The sequence below is a fragment of the Arthrobacter sp. B2a2-09 genome (assembly GCF_027587375.1).
Classification (GTDB): Bacteria; Actinomycetota; Actinomycetes; order Actinomycetales; family Micrococcaceae; genus Arthrobacter.
Window position 1 is genome coordinate 1 of the sequence record NZ_JAMXIC010000046.1, and the last position, 17,888, is coordinate 17,888.

Sequence of the window (17,888 nt, forward strand, 5' to 3'; positions counted from 1 at the left end):
CCATTTTCCTCGAAAAGACGGGCATTCTCGGTTTAAACCGCCGCCCGCGTCTCGATCATCATCGGTGGATCAAGGCTTAGTGGATGGAGGCCACGTAAAGGACATGGCCTCCATTATTTGCGAAGAAGTGCGAGATGGGGGCATAAATTACCCGCGAGCTGCACTTTCGTCCCCCATCCGCAGCTGACCCTGGGATGCCCAGACAGTTCGTTGATGCGTTCTGGATGCCACTGATAATGCCACTGGCGTAGACAGAACCGTTGATAACACTTAACACGGGGCCGCCGCTGTCGCCGTTTCCTGCTGCTGGGTGGCCCGCCGTCTGATTGGTAATCGTCAATCCGGAATAACACTGAAGGAATGCGTAACAGACCGTTTGGTCGACGGCGCTCACAGCGTTCGAACAGATTGTTCCTGTGAATGAGCCCGAGTAGCATACGGAGTTGTTGATGACGGGGTTTCCAGTCCAGCCCATGATGCCGGCGATGTCTGTGGTTAGGTGCGTTCCCCAATAGACGTAAGGGGCCTTCGAGGGGTACCCCTGGAGGCGTTCGAAGTCATTGCCGCCTCTGGCCTGGCCGACAGCGGTGCCAAGGTACTCTCGCGTAGCTCCAGGTTGCCCGTCGATTCCGGAGATCCATCTATCTCCCGTCGCGCTGCAGTGGTCGGCTGAAAGCATGTAGTCGATAGGATCCGGGGTGTGAGGCGTAGTTATCCAGAAGCCTGTTGAGCATGCATTATTGCGACTTCCCTCCATGTAGGCTCCGGAAATGTAGGGGGGCGTATCTGCGTAACGGTTTGCCGCGTTGCTTATCTCACCGCCTACGCTCAAGGAAACAGGCATCCGGGATTGGATTTGCGGGGTTTCCGGTAATGACAGGCCAGTCATGACTGGAACGTTGATTTGGATATCCAATCCCGAACCGTCGGACTTGGGGCCGATGGTTGTGATCCGGGATGTTGCCGTGACTTGTTGCTGTGTGCTCAGTATCCGCGTCACTTCAGCTTGAAGCTCAGCATTGGAGTACCTGGATTGCTTGACGGCAAACCGCGTCGGCGGCAGATGCTTTGAGGCGAGATGTTCCACATCTGGAATATCGACGCTTGGTGCATAGATGTTGAGCCTGGTTTTTGCGGCGTCAAGTTCGAAGGTAACGATGCGTTTGGCAGTGTCATCACGCTGGATGGCGATGACAGCAGCGTTCTCGCCAGCGGTGAGACGCTGGTCATCGTCCGACGCTTGAACGAGACGGGTCCCGGCAGGAATGTTGTTGCCAGACACAACAGTGTCTGGCAGTGGGGCCGGTCTCGAACCTGAGGCATTCGCCGATGTTGGAATTCCGAAGCTTGCAATTAGGGTCGTTGCAGCGAAACAAGCTGCACTCTTCAATGTTCTCTTCTTCAATTTCCCCTCCACTTTAGACCGAGCCGAGGGCTGGATCCCTCTTCAGCGAAACTACGGCCAAAACTGGCCTTTGAGTCGAGCTGCCTCAAAAATGAGTGGTTGAAGGCTGGAAAATGAGTGGTTGAAGGCTGGAAATTGAGTGGTTGAAATCCGTCCGGACTAGGTAGAAGCCCGAATATCGCTAGGTCAGTTACGAGGCTACGAACGGACGCCCATCACTCTGCCGAAGACGCCCACGACGGATAGCCGGAGCACTACCTGGTGGATTTCACCGCTGTGGCCGCGACTCGGATCGATCCAGTAGTCAGTTCTATCGGGACCGGGACTAACGGCTCGCCGAACCGGCAGGGGAGCTGGGAACGAAAGACGGAGGCCTAAAGTCATTGTCCGTTAGGTTCCCGGGTCCATGCGTTATCCAGCGAAGGACCAGGATGACCAGAATCAACGAAAGGGCAGCGCCAACTAGCAAAACAGGAAATCGCCACTTCATTCTCGGCATCCGCAAACCTCTCGATCTAAAACAGCTGACAGGCATTTCTTTTGGCCTGATGCGATTGCGCAGTAACGCATCGTCCCCCGCACTGGCTGCCTTCGCAATGAACCATGGGACAGCAAAGCATGTCAACCACACGGGCCATCACAAACTCCATATCAGCCATGCGGGGGCGGCTTCGCTCGTCCCGGCGTCGACCGCTAAAGGCCGTTCCTTCTTGGGCGCCGTCGTGCCACACTTGGTGGACTATCGAGTGACTGGGGGGATCCGGGTCAGGAGATTGTTATGCATGTTCTGATGCACCCCCGCACCTCGGGCCGCCGACCGGTGGTGAACGAGCCATGATGGCCGGTTGGGCTTACTTCATGGCGGGAGTAATGACGGTTGATTCGCTCTTGCTGGGGCTGCTGCTGTTCAACGTCAAGTGGCCTAAACACTGGAAGAGATGACGCCGGAGGTCCACGAACCTAGAGCACCTTGCGGATCGTTTCTTCGAAACTCACCACGTGGTGCAGGGCGAGCGCTGCCGCGCGGTCCTCATCGCCGTCGGCGATTGCAGTGAGCAGCTCGGCGTGCTCTGCGACGTGGCCCGTCACGGAGGGCATCTTGTCCAGCATATGGCACCAGATGCGGGTTGCCAGGTTGTCGTAGCGGATCAACACGTCCTCGAGGTGCGGATTGGCCGCGGCTTTGTAGATGAGCCGATGCACCTGGATGTCGTACCGCATGAGTTCCTGCTGCCCGGCGTCGTGTGCTTCCAAGCCGCTGATGGCTGCGGCGACCTCGCGCAGTTCCTCCCGCAGCTTGGGGCTGGCCATGCGGGCAGCCCGCCGTGAGGCCAAGGGCTCAAGCAGTTCCCGGATTTCGGAGACGTCCGCCAATTGGGTGATGTCGACGCCGGTGGCGAAGGTTCCGCGGCGGGGATACGACACTACGAGGTGGTCACTTTCGAGCCGCTTGATGGCCTCGCGCACGGGCGTCCGCCCGATGCCGAGTTCCGCGGCAATCTGACCGTCGTTGATGGGGTCGCCGGGTTTGATGTCCAGCATGATGAGCCGGTCGCGTAGTAGCAGGTAGGCGTTTTCGGCCAAGGACGTCCCCTGCGTGCCTGTGTCCAGTGCCTCCAGTGCAGTGCTCATGTGCCCTCTCCCGTTTGTCACAATTCCAAGTCTGGCGGATCGGTTGCTGCCGGGCTGTTGACGGTTGTGTGATCTTCAACATACTATGGCAACAGTTCTAATATATCAGTTGCTGATTAGTCGGTAAATATAAGTATCTCAAAAGGAGCACATGATGGTTGAACCGCTGATCCGCCCGCTCGCCCAGGCGGACCCGGAGGTTGAACAGGCGATCGCCCAGGAACTCATCCGCCAGCAGTCCACGCTGGAAATGATCGCCTCCGAAAACTTCGCCCCCGCAGCCGTCATGCAGGCACAGGGCTCGGTCCTGACCAACAAGTACGCGGAAGGCTACCCGGGCAAGCGCTACTACGGCGGCTGCGAGCATGTCGACGTCATCGAGCAGCTGGCCATCGACCGCGTCAAGGCTCTCTTCGGTGCCGAAGCCGCAAATGTCCAGCCGCACTCCGGCGCGCAGGCCAACGCCGCCGCCATGTTCGCGCTCCTTGAGCCGGGGGACACCATCATGGGCCTCGACCTGGCACACGGTGGCCACCTGACCCACGGCATGCGCATCAACTTCTCCGGCAAGCTGTACAACGTCATCCCGTACCACGTCAGCGAATCCGACCTCCGGGTGGATATGGCGGAAGTCGAAGCCCTGGCCCTGGAACACCGCCCGAAGCTGATCGTTGCCGGCTGGTCCGCGTACTCACGCCACTTGGATTTCGCCGAGTTCCGCCGCATCGCCGACCTCGTGGGCGCCTACCTCATGGTGGACATGGCCCACTTCGCCGGCCTCGTCGCAGCGGGACTGCACCCCAACCCGGTTCCGTATGCCGACGTCGTGACCACCACCACCCACAAGACCCTCGGCGGTCCGCGCGGTGGCGTGATCCTGTCGAAGGAACAATACGCACGCAAGATCAACAGCGCGGTCTTCCCCGGCCAGCAAGGCGGCCCGCTGGAGCACGTGATCGCGGCCAAAGCTGTCGCGTTCAAGATGGCCGCCGAGCCCGAATTCCAGGAACGCCAGGTGCGTGTGCTGGAAGGCGCCAAGCTCCTGGCCGAACGGCTCCTGAAGGAAGACGTGGCCGCAGCAGGAATCTCGGTGGTCAACGGCGGCACCGACGTCCACTTGGTCCTCGTTGACCTGCGCCGCTCGGAACTGGACGGCCAGCAGGCAGAGGACACGTTGCACCGTATCGGCATCACCGTGAACCGCAACGCCGTCCCGTTCGACCCGCGTCCTCCGATGGTTTCCTCCGGACTCCGCATCGGCACGCCCGCACTCGCCGCCCGCGGCTTCGGCGCCGAGGAATTCGCGGAGGTTGCGGACATCATCGCGACGGCGCTCATCGCCGCAGCAAGCAGTGGCACAAACGGCAGTGGCACCCTGGGTGACCAGACCGCCGTCGAACTCCGTGAGAGGGTTACCGCGCTCGCCGAACAATTCCCCCTTTACCCGCATCTTTCCCAGACCGGCAGCGGCAACGACGCCGCTGCCACCGAACTTGAGGCAGAAATGATTGGAGCAGCCCAGTGAGCGCAGACCAACTCCCCGAACACCCGGATTTCCTGTGGCGGAACCCGGAGCCCAAAGCTTCGTACGACGCCGTGATCGTGGGCGGCGGCGGTCACGGCCTGGCCACCGCGTACTTCCTGGCCAAGAACCACGGAATGACCAACATCGCCGTCCTGGAGAAGGGCTGGCTGGCCGGCGGCAACATGGCCCGGAACACCACCATCATCCGTTCCAACTACCTATGGGACGAGAGCGCCGCCATCTACGAGCACGCCCTGAAACTCTGGGAGATCCTGCCCGAGGAGCTTGAATACGATTTCCTCTTCAGCCAGCGCGGCGTCATGAACCTCGCCCACACGCTGGGCGACGTCCGCGAAAGCGTCCGCCGCGTCGGCGCGAACAAGCTCAACGGGGTCGACGCCGAATGGCTGGACCCGAAGCAAGTCAAGGAACTCTGCCCCATCCTGAACATCAGCGACAACATCCGCTACCCGGTCATGGGCGCCACCTACCAGCCCCGGGCGGGCATCGCGAAGCACGACCACGTCGCCTGGGCCTTCGCCCGCAAGTGCGACGAACTCGGCGTGGACATCATCCAGAATTGCGAAGTAACCGGCTTCCTGAAGGACGGCAACCGCGTGGTGGGCGTCAAGACCAACCAAGGAACCATCCACACCGAAAAGGTTGGCCTCGCCGCCGCCGGCCACAGCTCCGTCCTCGCCGAAATGGCCGGCTTCCGCCTTCCGATCCAGTCCCACCCCCTCCAGGCGTTGGTGTCCGAACTGCATGAACCCGTCCACCCCACAGTGGTCATGTCCAACCACGTGCATGTCTATGTTTCCCAAGCACACAAGGGCGAACTGGTCATGGGCGCCGGCGTCGACTCCTACAACGGCTACGGCCAGCGCGGCTCCTTCCATGTGATCGAGCACCAGATGGCTGCCGCCGTCGAACTCTTCCCGATCTTCGCCCGGGCCCACGTGCTCCGGACCTGGGGCGGAATTGTGGACACCACCATGGATGCCTCGCCGATCATCGGCACCACCCCGGTGGAGAACATGTTCGTCAACTGTGGCTGGGGAACGGGCGGCTTCAAGGGCACTCCGGCTGCCGGCCTGACGTTCGCCCACACCATCGCCACGGGTTCGCCGCACGAGCTCAACAAGCCTTTTTCGCTGGATCGCTTCGAGACCGGTGCCCTGATCGACGAACACGGCGCCGCCGCCGTCGCCCACTAGCCGTCGCCCCACTAGTCGCAGCCCTTTAGGAGACCAACCATGCTGCTCATCAGCTGCCCCAATTGCGGGCCACGAGACGAAACAGAATTCCACTACGGCGGCCAGGCCCACGTGGCCTATCCGGAAAACCCGGACGCGCTGACGGACCGCCAGTGGGCCGAGTACTTGTTCTACCGCGACAACACGAAAGGCGCCTTCGCCGAACGCTGGGTCCACAGCACCGGTTGCCGCCAATGGTTCAACATGCTCCGCGACACCGTCAGCTACGACATCCAGGCCATCTACAAAATGGGCGAACCGCGCCCCGGAATGAACGCCACCACTCCGGAAGGAGCAACGAAGTGACCCCGCAGAACGCCCGCCTCGCCACCGGCGGCCGCATCGACCGCAACATCTCCTGGCGATTCACCGTGGACGGGCAGGAATACACCGGCCACCCGGGAGACACCGTTGCCTCCGCACTGCTGGCCAACGGCCGCATCAGCGTCGGCAACTCGCTCTATGAGGATCGGCCCCGCGGCATCATGTCCGCCGGAGTGGAAGAATCCAACGCCCTGGTCAAGGTGGCTGCACGCTTCGCCGGCCATGTCGCAGAGTCGATGCTTCCCGCGACCACCGTGTCCCTCGTGGACGGGCTCAGCGTTGAGTTCCTGAACGGCCTTGGCAAGCTCGATCCCAACGAGGACCGTGCCGAGTACGACAAGAAGTACGTCCACGCCGACGTCCTGGTGGTTGGCGGCGGCGTTTCCGGCCTCGCAGCTGCCCGTGAGGCGGTCCGCGCCGGCGCCCGGGTCATCCTGATCGATGACCAGCCCGAACTCGGCGGCGCGCTGCTGTCCGGATCCACCGCCCCGGAACTCGCCGAGGTGATCGAAGGCAAAGCGGCGCTGGAATGGATCGCCGACGTGGAGGCCGAGCTTGTTTCCGCCGCCGAATGCACCGTCCTCAACCGCACCACGGCGTTCGGCTCCTACGACGCGAACTATGTGATCGCGGCACAGAACCGTACGGACCACCTCGGCAGCCCGGCCGCGGACGGCGTCTCCCGCCAGCGTATTTGGCACATCCGTGCCAAGCAGGTGGTCCTGGCCCCAGGCGCCCATGAGCGTCCGCTCGTTTTCGAGAACAACGACCGGCCAGGCATCATGCTGGCCTCGGCGGTCCGGAGCTACCTCAACCGCTACGCTGTCGCTGCCGGGCGCCGGGTCGTCATCGGCACCACCAACGACTCCGCCTACCTGTTGGCCTCGGATCTGCTGGCCGCTGGCGTCAAGGTCGCCGCCGTCGTCGACGCCCGCCCGAAGCTCAGCGACAAAGCGGCAGCCGCCGTCGAAAGCGGCATCCGCGTCCTCGTCGGCAGCGCCGTCGCCGATACCTCCGGAGCGGGGGAGGACGGCCGGATCGACGGCGCCACCATCCGCAGCCTCAACGACGACGGCGAAGTCACCTCCGGCGTCGAACGGCTCGCTTGCGATCTGCTGGCGGTTTCCGGTGGCTGGAGCCCCGTGGTCCACCTCCACAGCCAGCGCCAGGGCAAGTTGCGTTGGGACGACGACCTGGCCGGTTTCGTGCCGAGCACCGTCGTCAAGGACCAGCACGTGGTCGGGGCCGGACGCGGAAGCTACGAACTGCGCGACTGCCTCGGCGAAGGCGTATCCGCGGGTGCCGCGGCCGCCATCGCCGCAGGGTTCAGCTCCCAGACGGTGCCCGCACCGATCTCCGAGCCGAAGCCCTCCGCCCCCACCCGCCAGTTGTGGCTGGTGCCGGGCCAGAGCGGAAACGCGGGGGAGTGGCACCACCACTTCGTTGACTTCCAGCGCGACCAGTCGGTGGCCGACGTGCTGCGTTCCACCGGGGCGGGCATGCGCTCGGTGGAACACATCAAGCGGTACACCTCCATCAGCACCGCCAACGACCAGGGCAAGACCTCCGGTGTCAACGCGATCGGGGTGATCGCCGCGGCCCTCAAGCAAGCTGGCGAGGCATCGCGCGGCATCGGTGACATCGGAACCACGACGTACCGTGCCCCGTTCACGCCGGTGGCCTTCGCGGCGTTGGCCGGGCGCCAGCGCGGCGAGCTGTTCGATCCCGCCCGGGTGACCTCCATCCACCCCTGGCACGTTGCCCAGGGGGCGCTCTTCGAGGACGTCGGCCAGTGGAAGCGCCCGTGGTACTACCCGCAAGCGGGCGAGGACATGGACGCCGCCGTGCTCCGTGAATGCGCGGCCGTCCGCGAGTCGGTGGGCTTCATGGACGCCACCACCCTGGGCAAGATCGAGATCCGAGGCAAGGACGCCGGTGAGTTCCTGAACCGCATCTACACCAATGCGTTCAAGAAGCTCGCCCCCGGCTCGGCTCGCTACGGGGTCATGTGCACCCCGGACGGCATGATCTTCGACGACGGCGTGACCCTGCGCCTCGACGAGGGCCGCTACTTCATGACCACCACCACCGGCGGCGCCGCCAAGGTCCTCGACTGGCTCGAGGAATGGCACCAGACCGAGTGGCCGGAACTAGACGTGGTGTGCACTTCGGTGACGGAACAGTGGACGACGATTGCCGTCGTCGGGCCCAAATCCCGCGCCGTGATCGCCAAGGTCGCCCCGCAACTGGCGGCCGACGGCGGGCTGGACGCCGAAGCGTTCCCGTTCATGACGTTCCGCGAGACCACGCTGGCCTCCGGAGTCCAGGCCCGGGTTTGCCGGATTTCGTTCTCCGGTGAGCTTGCCTACGAAATCAATGTTCCGTCCTGGTACGGGCTCAACACCTGGGAAGCCGTTGCTGCCGCAGGTGCCGAGTTCAACATCACTCCCTACGGCACGGAGACCATGCACGTGCTGCGTGCCGAGAAGGGCTACCCGATCGTCGGGCAGGACACGGACGGCACCGTCACCCCGCAGGACGCCGGGATGGAGTGGATCGTTTCCAAGGCCAAGGACTTCATCGGCAAGCGTTCGTATAGCCGCGAGGACGCGGTCCGGACGGACCGCAAGCACTTGGTCAGTGTCCTCCCCGCGGACGGTTCGTTCCGTCTTCCGGAAGGCACTCAGCTCGTGGAAAAGGGAATTCCGGTCAACCCGGCATACGGTCCTGTGCCGATGCAGGGCTTCGTGACCTCGAGCTACCACAGTGCCGCTTTGGGCCGCTCCTTCGGCCTGGCACTGATCACCAACGGCCGCAACCGAATCGGCGAGACCCTGGTGGCCTCCGTCGGCGACCAGTTGCTGGACGTCGTTGTGGGAGAAACCGTACTTTTCGACGCTGAAGGGACCCGTAAAGATGGCTGAAACAGCAACACCCGCAAACCCCGAGACGCTCCGTGCGGCACGCCGCAGCCCGGCGTCGCACCTGGCACCGACCTTCGAGTCCGGTTCCGTGGCCGGAACCGTCGCGTTGACGGAGATCCCGTTCCAGACCATGGTGGGGATCCGGGTTGGCCGGGCGTCCGACGCCGGAGCCCGCCTCGCGTCCGTGACAGGCGGCCTGCCCGCCGCCTGCGGAGAGATCAGCGGGGATGGAAGGGCCACCACCTTGTGGCTGGGGCCGGAAGAATTCCTGGTGATCGCACCGGAATCGGCACACGATTCCCTGGGCGGAGACCTTGTCCGCGCATTGGTGGAAGCCCTGGGCGACGACCCAGGCCAAGTGGTGGACTTGTCCGCCAACCGCACCACCTTTGAGCTGTCCGGCGTCCGTGCTCGCGACGTCCTTGAAAAGGGATGTTCGCTGGACTTGCACCCCCGCGCCTTCCGCACTGGAACGGCCCTTGCCACGGAAATCGGCAACATCCCGGCGATCCTGTTGAAGAGCGGCGAGGACAGCTTCCGGATCTTCCCACGGGCTTCGTTCGCCGACTTCCTGGGCCGCTGGCTGCTTGACGGCATGAGGGAATTCGCCTCTCCTGAGGTCCCCTGATGGCACTGAGCGTGCTTGACCTGTTTTCCATTGGCATCGGGCCGTCGTCTTCGCACACGGTCGGGCCGATGCGGGCGGCAAAGCAGTTCACCGACGGCCTGGAATCCTCCGGGCAACTCGCGGCAACGGTGCGCGTCCAGGCAGAGCTTTTCGGCTCGCTGGGCGCCACCGGCCGCGGCCACGGTTCGGACAAAGCCGTGGTCCTGGGACTGCAGGGCCAATCGCCGGAAACCGTGGACACCTCCACTGCCGACGACCAGGTTGCCGCGGCCGCCCTCGACGCCGAACTGCGGATCGCCGGACACCACCGCGTGGACTTCAACTGGGACGAAGACGTGGTCCTGCACCGACGCAAATCCCTGCCCGCCCACCCTAACGGCATGACTTTCCGGGCCCTCGACCACACCGGGGAGGTGCTGCGCGAACGCAGCTACTACTCGATCGGCGGCGGCTTCGTGGTGGACGGCGATGTGTCAGGAAGCGACAAAGTCGTCGCTGACGACACCGTGCTGCCTCATCCCTTCACCTCCGCGGACGAGCTCCTGGCCATCTGCGCACGAGAGGACATGTCCATTTCCGATGTCATGCTCGCCAACGAGCTCGTGTGGCGCAGCGAGGCCGAACTGCGCGAGCGCCTGTTACAGATTTGGGCGGTCATGCGCGAATGCGTGGACAACGGCTGCGCGGCGGAAGGAATCCTGCCGGGAGGCTTGAACGTGAGGCGAAGGGCGCCGTCGTTGTTCAAGACGCTGACGGCGGACACGGGTGTGACCGACCCGCTCCGGGCCATGGAATGGGTGAACCTGTTCGCGCTGGCCGTGAACGAGGAAAACGCCGCGGGCGGCCGCATCGTCACGGCACCCACCAACGGGGCTGCCGGCATTGTGCCGGCAGTGCTGCACTACTACACGAAGTTCGTGCAGGGGGCCGACGACGACGGCGTGGTCCGCTTCCTGCTCGCCGCGGCCGCCGTCGGGATCCTGTTCAAGATCAACGCGTCCATTTCCGGCGCCGAAGTCGGCTGCCAGGGCGAAGTGGGCTCTGCCTGTTCGATGGCAGCCGCGGGCCTTTGCGAGGTCCTCGGCGGCACTCCAGGACAAGTGGAGAACGCCGCCGAAGTGGGCATCGAACACAACCTCGGCCTCACCTGCGATCCCGTGGGCGGGCTGGTGCAGATCCCGTGCATCGAACGCAACGCGATCGCCAGCGTCAAGGCCATCAACGCCGCCCGCCTTGCCCTGCACGGCGACGGCAGCCACAAAGTATCCCTCGACAAAGCCATCAAAACCATGCGAGAGACAGGAGCGGACATGAAAATCAAGTACAAGGAGACCTCCCGCGGAGGACTCGCCGTCAACGTAGTGGAGTGCTAGCCATGACTGTGACCCAGAATGAACCCGCCCCGCGACATGAAGCGGTGCTGCCGGCTACCACCGTTGAGCATGTCCTGACGCTCGATTGCCCGGAGACCCGGGGGATCGTGCATGCAGTCTCCGGCTTCCTCCTGGAACACGGCTGCGACATCATCGACAACAAGCAATTCGACTCCCAACTGGATCACCACTTCTTCATGCGGGTCCATTTCGCGTCGGACGGGGACCAGTCCACGATTGACTCGCTGCGGCAAGCGTTCGCGCCTGTTGCCGAGAAGTTCGGCATGCGTTGGCAGCTGAACCGCCACGGGGCCAAGCGGCGGGTGCTGATCATGGTCTCCAAGTTCGAGCACTGCCTCAACGACCTTCTGTTCCGGGCCCGTATCGGGGAACTGCCCATCGACATTGTCGGGGTCGTCTCCAACCACCCGGACCACAGGCGGACGGTCGAATGGCATGGCATTCCGTTCTTCCACGTGCCCGTCACCCCTGACACCAAGGCGGCCGCAGAGGGACAACTCCTTGACCTCATCGATCGCCTGGACGTCGAACTGGTGGTCCTGGCCCGTTACATGCAGGTCCTCAGCGATGATCTTGCCCGCAAGCTCGATGGCCGGGCCATCAACATCCATCATTCGTTCCTGCCCAGCTTCAAAGGTGCGAAGCCGTACCACCAGGCCTACGCGCGAGGCGTCAAGACCGTCGGGGCCACTGCCCACTATGTCAACGGTGAGTTGGACGAGGGGCCCATCATCGCCCAGCAAGTGGTGGAAGTGGACCACACCTTTGGTCCGGACGACCTGGTCGCGGCCGGCCGTGACACTGAGTGCAAAGCACTCAGCAACGCTGTCCGCTGGCATTGCGAAGGGCGCGTGATCCTGCAAGGCAGCAGGACGGTGGTGCTGAAGTAGGGCTCGGGCGGCCCACCAAACGGTGGGCCGCTCAGGCGCCGCCTCTGCCGATAGTCCCATTGCGAACTGGTTCTTCGTCGCATAGGGTTGCCTTTGCCGGTCACCCGGCAAATATTGGGGGGCGAGGTACTCGCCATTTAGAGAGGCGCGTACATTCGTGGTCCGTCGAAAAGGCGGCATAATAGCCGCTTGCATTTTTGCTGTCACAGCTGTCACAGCAGTCGCAGCGACAGCTGTCCCAGCCCATGCCGTTGATCCAGTCATCACCATCGATCCGACCCCTGCGTGGGCGCAGATCTATGCCAACAACCCACCCGTGCAGCTCTCGTCGTCGGCGACGACCCTCGACCTCAAGCTCCCGGCGGACGCCTCCGCGGTGCTCGGCAAGAGCGTGAACAGCACACTCCAGTACCGGGTGTACAACACTGAGGACAACACGGCCACGCCGCTTCTCTCCGGCACCGCCGTGGCCGATTCCTCAACCCTCCACGTTTCTATCCCGATCCCGCAGGGTTTGGCGGGCCTGACCCCGGGATCCATGCAGTATTGTCATGACGCCACGGGGAACTGTGCCAACACCTCGGTCCCGGCCCAGGCCTATTCCGGGTTTGTCGTGGCGGTCTTGGGGACGCCCATCGCGCCGGGAAACGGCGGGATCTTCGTCCAGAGCGGCCTGACGGCCGGAGGGCCGGCGGGGTCCTCGACCGTTTCGATGGACCTTGGCCTTCCGCAGGCCCTGCCACTGACCTTCTTCATCCAGAAGGACTCCACCACCTCACTGGCTTCCTACACGGACAAGCTGATCTTCCGCAGCGTGCCAGGGTATTTCACCTCCGGCCCGGACAAGACCTGGACCAACGCATTCCCCTACGGCTACTTCTGGAAGTCGGGCACTCCCGGAACCAGTGTCAACGCCCAGGTGGAGTACAGCGCCGACGGAAGCAAGGCGATCGCCACGGTGCCCACCGCCTCCATGCCGCAGGTGTGCTCCACACACCCGGAATATTTCGTCATGGGTGTCGCAGATGGCGCGATCGACGCAGCGCGGTACGCCCTCGCCAAAGTCGCCCTCGGGACCCCGCAGTGCACCCAGCGTTTCTCCGACGCCCCCGTCAACAGCGGGTTCTACCGCGAGATCCAGTGGCTCGCGAGCCAGGGCATCACCACAGGCTATGGGGACGGAAGCTACGGGGCGAGCCTCGCCGTGCACCGGGATGCCATGGCCGCCTTCCTCTATCGTCAGGCCGGCTCGCCCTCCTGGACGCCGCCCGCAACCTCACCTTTCGTGGACATGGCACCCAATTCCGCGTTCTACAAGGAAGTCACCTGGCTGGCGCACTACAACATCACCACGGGCTGGGTGGACCCCAACAACGGGCAGCGAAGCTTCCGCCCCGGTGACAACATCAACCGGAATGCCATGGCAGCCTTCCTGTACCGCTTCAGCGGAACACCCAGCTGGACTGCTCCCGCCACGTCCCCGTTCAACGACATCACCCCGCACTCAGACTTCTACAAGGAGATCACTTGGCTGGCTGCGGCCAGGGTCAGCACGGGTTACGCGGATGGAACGTTCCGGCCTTTGAATGCAGTCAACCGTGACGCCATGGCCGCGTTCCTCTACCGCTGGCAGACCGGGTGGTACCTGGGCACCCAGTAGGAAGCAAGCACTAGAGCCGGGCCAGGCGGGTTGCCAGGTGAAGGGCGACCAAGCGGCCCGTTCCCCGCGGGTCTCCGCCGCAAAGCTCGAAAATCCGCTGGAGCCTGTGGTGCATCGACTGCCTTTCTAGGTGCAGCTCACGTGCCGCTTGCGCAGTATTGCACCCGGTATCCAGCCATACCGCCAATGTCCGCATCAGCTCCGAGCGCCGCTGCTCGTCGTGCTCGACGACGGCGCCAAGCTGCCGCCGCACGAATCCCTCGCGGGCGGCCGCGTCGAGGCTTCCTTCCGCCAGGCGCTCGACGGCGAAGTCCTCGGCATCTACCACGCCGGTCACGTCTCCCGACCCCGCTCCCATACCCGATGCGAGCTCAAGCGTCCGGCGCGCCTCAGCCAGCGACCATGGCGCTTCGCCTATTCCCTGCGCCACCGGACCCACGGCGATGACCGAGCCGTCAGGGGTCTCCAAGGCCTGAAGCGCTTGGATGAGCGCGATGCGCGAGGCCACTGCCTTCGCGTGGGGAAGCGCGGCCAAGGCAATCAATTCGGCGTTGTCCGCATAACTTGCGCTTTGCGGAACCGCGTCATGCAGGATGCCGTCGAGCTGTGTCCGGAGCTGTCCCGCCGCTGAGGAACGCACCACGACGGCGGCTACCGGACCGCTGGCGGGAAACCCTGAGGCCGGTCCCAATTGTTGGAGACGCCACGACTGGGTACCCGAACTGATAGCCCGCATGAGCTCGATGCCTGCAAGTTCCTTGAGCCCGGGTGGCATACGTTGCAGCAACGCCAAGCCGAGGATGTCGACGCACCGTTCGCCGGCCACCCGCGCAAGGTTGGCGTCGCCGTCGTCGGGCACTTCCAACTCCAGACGGGCCGCCAGCACTCCCCGGACAGGCACATCGACGGTGGTGACATCGCTGGGACCGGACTGGGCAGCGGCCGTTGCGCTTCCCAAAGTGATGCCCGACGGCGAGACGAGCCTCGCGCTGGAACCCGTCCGGCTGGCCAGCACGGCGAGGAGGTGATCCAGTCCGCCTCCGTGCGCGAGTTCCGCCGCCATGGCATGGCTCGTTTCGTCTCCAAACTGCAATTGTGCGACCGATTCGCTGACCAGCAGCGAGTTGATCGCTTGCATGATGCCGACGAAGGGGGCCACCTTACGCAACTCGATGATCGGCAGCCCGGCGTCCTGGCCGGCGTCGAGCATGGACTCCGGTATTGCTGGCAGCTCGGGACCCGTTTCGATGGCCAAAGCGGTGATGCCGCGGGCCGCCAGTTGGCGGACGTAGTCCACGCGCCGCTCGTCCGAAGCAGTAGCGAGAGCCTGCCCGCCGCTCAAAAGCAGCTCTCCGCCCCGCAGCAGCGGAGCGATGTCCAGCACTTCGCTCGAATGGACCCAGCGGAGCTGACGGGACAAGGCCTCGGGCACATCCGTCCTCAGAACTGGTTCAGCGGCTTTCAGGCTCTCGTGTTCGAAAGCGTCGGCAAGGAGCAGGGACATGACACTCCGTAACTAATTGTGGGCAACTATCGTACACATCGTATCTTGTTGCTGTGATGTGGGGCACATACATTGAAGTAGTCCCTTTCCTACACGGAGGATCCCCCAATGCACGAGAACTTATCCACTGCGACGCCTGGGGCTGCAACGGCGCAGACCGACGTCGAGCAGAACCTGCAGTCCATTCCCGAATCAGCGCGTACCCGCAGCGTAGCGGGCCAGTTCTGGATCTGGGCAGGCGCAAACCTCGCCCCCATCAACTGGGTCCTCGGGGCCCTCGGCGTCCAGCTTGGACTGGGCTTTGCCGATACCGTCACTGTCCTGGTGGTGGGAAACCTGATCGGCATGGCGCTCTTTGGCCTGTTTGTCCTCTTGGGGCAACGGACCGGTGCCACCGGCATGGTCCTGGCCCGGGCCGTCTTCGGCCGCCGCGGCAACTACCTCCCGAGCGCCATCCAGGCTCTCCTCGGAATCGGTTGGTGCGCCGTCAACACCTGGATCATCCTGGATCTGGTGATGGCACTCCTCGGCAAGCTCGGCATGGTCGATCCGGAGCAGCCCAACGTGGGCCCCAAGATCCTGGTGGCCTTCCTGATCATGTCCGCCCAAGTCACCATCGCCTGGTTCGGCTACAAAGCCATCGCAGCCTTCGAAAAGTGGACCGTCCCGCCCACCATCGTGGTGCTGATCGCCATGTCCGCCGTGGCCTGGTTCGGCATGAACATAGATTGGGGCTACGCGGGCCCTCCTGGTGCTGTCCTTGAAGGCGGCGCACGAATCGCGGCCATGACCACCGTGATGACGGTCATCGGCATCGGCTGGGGGATCACCTGGTTCACCTACGCGGCGGACTATTCACGCTTCGTCAGCAAGTCCGTCCCGAAGCGCAAGGTGTACCTGGCTTCCGTTTTCGGCCAGTTCCTGCCGGTGGTGTGGCTCGGCATCCTTGGCGCCAGCCTGGCAACGAAGAGCGGTACGGCCGACCCCGGCCACCTCATCGTCGACAACTTCGGCGTCCTGGCCATCCCGGTCCTCTTCCTGGTGCTGCACGGTCCCATCGCGACGAACATCTTGAACATCTACACCTTTTCGGTGGCCGCCCAGGCATTGGACATCAAGGCCAAGCGTCGTTCCTTGAACGTCTTCGTCGGGTTCCTGGCCCTTGTCGGCGTCGTGTTCTTCATCCTGCAGGAGGATTTCGCGGCAACACTGAGCACTTGGCTCGGCGGTCTCGTGGCCTGGGTAGCCGCATGGGGAGGCATCATGCTGGTGCACTACTTCTGGGTGGACAAGCGTAGCCCCGTGGCAGTCGACCGACTCTTCGATCCCGTGGGCACCCGGCGGCTCCCGGCATTCAACTGGGCCGGGATCACCGCGCTCTTGGTGGGCATCTTTGCCACGTGGCTGTTCATGTACGGCGTCCTGCCGATCATGCAAGGCCCCATCGCCACGGCCATGGGCGGGATCGATCTGTCCTGGCTGGCAGGCGGACTTGTTGCCGCGGCAGTCTATGGCGCACTGGGCCCACGGGTCCATGCCCGATACCTTCCGCTGCCATCCGCAGCGTCTTCCGCAGCCGCGTCGCAGGCCCTTGCGGAAGACGCCGTCGCCAATCTGGTCAACGACTGAAAGGAATCCCGATGACCACCAATGCTTTTCCTGACGAGGCACACCCCATCACTTGGCCTGAAGGTTTCAAGGCCGCGGCGTCCTTCACGTTCGACGTCGACGCCGAATCCTGCACCATCGCACACGATCCCACGAGCACGCGGCGCATGTCCCTCATGAGCCACCAGTCCTACGGGCCCAGGGTCGCTGTTCCGCGACTCCTGAAGATCCTCGAGCGCCAAGAGATCCAGGGGACCTTCTTTATCCCGGGGTTCACGGCGGAAAGCTACCCGGACGTGGTGCGGCGGATCGTCGACGGCGGCCATGAAGTCGCCCACCACGGCTACCTGCACGAACCCATGCAGGGAATCGACGCCGCCACCGAGGCCAGCTACCTGGACCGCGGGCTCGAAGCCCTCGCGAAGGTAGCCGGGGTCAGGCCGGTCGGCTACAGGGCACCGTGGTGGGAGCTGAACTGGCATTCGCCGGCGCTGCTCGCGGACCGTGGTTTCCTCTACGATTCAAGCCTGCTCGACGGCGATGCCCCCTACCGCATGGCGGTTGTCTCGGGCGATTCTCGGGACGGTGATTCACGTGACATCGATTCACGGGACATCGTGGAGATCCCGGTGGATTGGGCCTTGGACGATTGGGAGCAATATGCGTTCTACCCGGGAGTAACAGGAAGCGGCGTCATCGAGAGCCCGGCCAAGGTCTTGGAAATGTGGACCTTGGAAGCCGAAGCCCATCACGCCCAAGGCAGTTGCTTCGTTTTGACCAACCACCCCTTCATCTCCGGCCGCCCATCCAAGGCCGTCGCCTTGGAGCAGCTGATCGAACGCGTCAAGGCCATGGACGGGATGTGGGTGACCACCATGGAACAGATCGCCGAACACACCAAGGCCACGGTCAACGAGATCCACAGCCACGCCCGGATCGAGGTCCCGTCCTACCCAGGCGCAGGAGCCAGCTTCAAGCCCGCACGGCTGCTACAACCCACCGTCAACTAAGCCCGTCCCCACCCAACTGACTCGCAGTTGTTGTCGTTATAACGGCTCAAAACGACATCTAATGCGAGTCAGCGGATGAGCGCCGCTGGTGCGCCGTGGTTTGGGAAAGTATGCGCGTTACTCGCCGG

Annotated in this window: 13 protein-coding genes and 1 pseudogene; 11 read left to right on the forward strand and 3 right to left on the reverse strand. The window is 63.7% G+C overall.

From position 1 onward, the window contains the following. Positions 1-76: 76 nt before the first annotated feature. Positions 77-1,282 carry a hypothetical protein gene (locus tag NFJ07_RS24960; RefSeq protein ID WP_269998746.1) on the reverse strand — a complete coding sequence of 402 codons (1,206 nt, stop codon included), beginning with the start codon at positions 1,280-1,282 and terminating at the stop codon, positions 77-79. Between the two features lie 554 nt (positions 1,283-1,836). Here NFJ07_RS24960 and NFJ07_RS24965 point away from each other — a divergent pair. Beyond that, positions 1,837-2,196, forward strand: coding sequence for a hypothetical protein (locus tag NFJ07_RS24965; protein ID WP_269998748.1), 360 nt, complete (start codon positions 1,837-1,839; stop codon positions 2,194-2,196). Between the two features lie 169 nt (positions 2,197-2,365). Here the strand turns inward: NFJ07_RS24965 and NFJ07_RS24970 are convergent, their stop codons facing one another. Next, entirely contained in the window at positions 2,366-3,037 is a 672-nt protein-coding gene (locus tag NFJ07_RS24970) for a GntR family transcriptional regulator (protein WP_236815841.1), read from the reverse strand. 154 nt (positions 3,038-3,191) lie between these two features. On the opposite strand from NFJ07_RS24970, the gene glyA reads away from it, so the two are divergent. The 8 genes and pseudogenes from glyA (at position 3,192) to NFJ07_RS25010 (ending at position 13,638) form a co-directional block, all read left to right on the forward strand. Further along, positions 3,192-4,562, forward strand: coding sequence for a serine hydroxymethyltransferase (gene glyA, locus NFJ07_RS24975; RefSeq protein ID WP_269998750.1), 1,371 nt, complete (start codon positions 3,192-3,194; stop codon positions 4,560-4,562). Continuing rightward, positions 4,559-5,779, forward strand: coding sequence for a sarcosine oxidase subunit beta family protein (locus NFJ07_RS24980; RefSeq protein ID WP_269998751.1), 1,221 nt, complete (start codon positions 4,559-4,561; stop codon positions 5,777-5,779). The genes glyA and NFJ07_RS24980 overlap by 4 nt, the downstream gene beginning before the upstream one ends. 39 nt (positions 5,780-5,818) lie before the next feature. Next, positions 5,819-6,097, forward strand: a pseudogene (locus NFJ07_RS24985) (sarcosine oxidase subunit delta); the annotation flags it as partial. Positions 6,098-6,120: 23 nt separating this feature from the next. Beyond that, complete coding sequence (locus NFJ07_RS24990; protein ID WP_269998753.1) at positions 6,121-9,066, forward strand: FAD-dependent oxidoreductase; 2,946 nt, start codon at positions 6,121-6,123, stop codon at positions 9,064-9,066. Continuing rightward, positions 9,059-9,694 carry a sarcosine oxidase subunit gamma gene (locus tag NFJ07_RS24995; RefSeq protein ID WP_269998754.1) on the forward strand — a complete coding sequence of 212 codons (636 nt, stop codon included), beginning with the start codon at positions 9,059-9,061 and terminating at the stop codon, positions 9,692-9,694. Before NFJ07_RS24990 ends, NFJ07_RS24995 begins: the two co-directional genes overlap by 8 nt. Then, positions 9,694-11,067, forward strand: coding sequence for an L-serine ammonia-lyase (locus tag NFJ07_RS25000; protein WP_269998755.1), 1,374 nt, complete (start codon positions 9,694-9,696; stop codon positions 11,065-11,067). The genes NFJ07_RS24995 and NFJ07_RS25000 overlap by 1 nt, the downstream gene beginning before the upstream one ends. Positions 11,068-11,069: 2 nt before the next feature. Further along, on the forward strand, positions 11,070-11,978 hold the full coding sequence (purU, locus tag NFJ07_RS25005) for a formyltetrahydrofolate deformylase (RefSeq protein ID WP_269998756.1): 909 nt from the start codon (positions 11,070-11,072) through the stop codon (positions 11,976-11,978). A 157-nt stretch (positions 11,979-12,135) separates the two neighbouring features. Beyond that, on the forward strand, positions 12,136-13,638 hold the full coding sequence (locus NFJ07_RS25010) for an S-layer homology domain-containing protein (RefSeq protein WP_269998758.1): 1,503 nt from the start codon (positions 12,136-12,138) through the stop codon (positions 13,636-13,638). A 10-nt stretch (positions 13,639-13,648) separates the two neighbouring features. Here NFJ07_RS25010 and NFJ07_RS25015 read toward each other — a convergent pair whose 3' ends face one another. Continuing rightward, positions 13,649-15,142 carry a PucR family transcriptional regulator gene (locus NFJ07_RS25015; protein ID WP_269998759.1) on the reverse strand — a complete coding sequence of 498 codons (1,494 nt, stop codon included), beginning with the start codon at positions 15,140-15,142 and terminating at the stop codon, positions 13,649-13,651. A 108-nt stretch (positions 15,143-15,250) separates the two neighbouring features. On the opposite strand from NFJ07_RS25015, the gene NFJ07_RS25020 reads away from it, so the two are divergent. Both NFJ07_RS25020 and NFJ07_RS25025 read left to right on the forward strand, forming a co-directional pair. Continuing rightward, positions 15,251-16,771: a purine-cytosine permease family protein gene (locus NFJ07_RS25020; RefSeq protein ID WP_269998760.1), complete on the forward strand. Its 1,521-nt coding sequence runs from the start codon at positions 15,251-15,253 to the stop codon at positions 16,769-16,771. A gap of 11 nt (positions 16,772-16,782) precedes the next feature. Further along, positions 16,783-17,760 carry a polysaccharide deacetylase family protein gene (locus NFJ07_RS25025; RefSeq protein WP_269998761.1) on the forward strand — a complete coding sequence of 326 codons (978 nt, stop codon included), beginning with the start codon at positions 16,783-16,785 and terminating at the stop codon, positions 17,758-17,760. Positions 17,761-17,888: the final 128 nt, after the last annotated feature.

Coding starts and splice junctions, on each gene's coding strand:
- NFJ07_RS24965 (WP_269998748.1), top strand. CDS start 1,837: ATGACCAGAATCAACGAAAGGGCAGCGCCAACTAGCAAAACAGGAAAT.
- NFJ07_RS24995 (WP_269998754.1), top strand. CDS start 9,059: ATGGCTGAAACAGCAACACCCGCAAACCCCGAGACGCTCCGTGCGGCA.
- NFJ07_RS25025 (WP_269998761.1), top strand. CDS start 16,783: ATGACCACCAATGCTTTTCCTGACGAGGCACACCCCATCACTTGGCCT.
- NFJ07_RS25015 (WP_269998759.1), bottom strand. CDS start 15,142: ATGTCCCTGCTCCTTGCCGACGCTTTCGAACACGAGAGCCTGAAAGCC.
- purU (WP_269998756.1), top strand. CDS start 11,070: ATGACTGTGACCCAGAATGAACCCGCCCCGCGACATGAAGCGGTGCTG.
- glyA (WP_269998750.1), top strand. CDS start 3,192: ATGGTTGAACCGCTGATCCGCCCGCTCGCCCAGGCGGACCCGGAGGTT.
- NFJ07_RS25000 (WP_269998755.1), top strand. CDS start 9,694: ATGGCACTGAGCGTGCTTGACCTGTTTTCCATTGGCATCGGGCCGTCG.
- NFJ07_RS24970 (WP_236815841.1), bottom strand. CDS start 3,037: ATGAGCACTGCACTGGAGGCACTGGACACAGGCACGCAGGGGACGTCC.
- NFJ07_RS25020 (WP_269998760.1), top strand. CDS start 15,251: ATGCACGAGAACTTATCCACTGCGACGCCTGGGGCTGCAACGGCGCAG.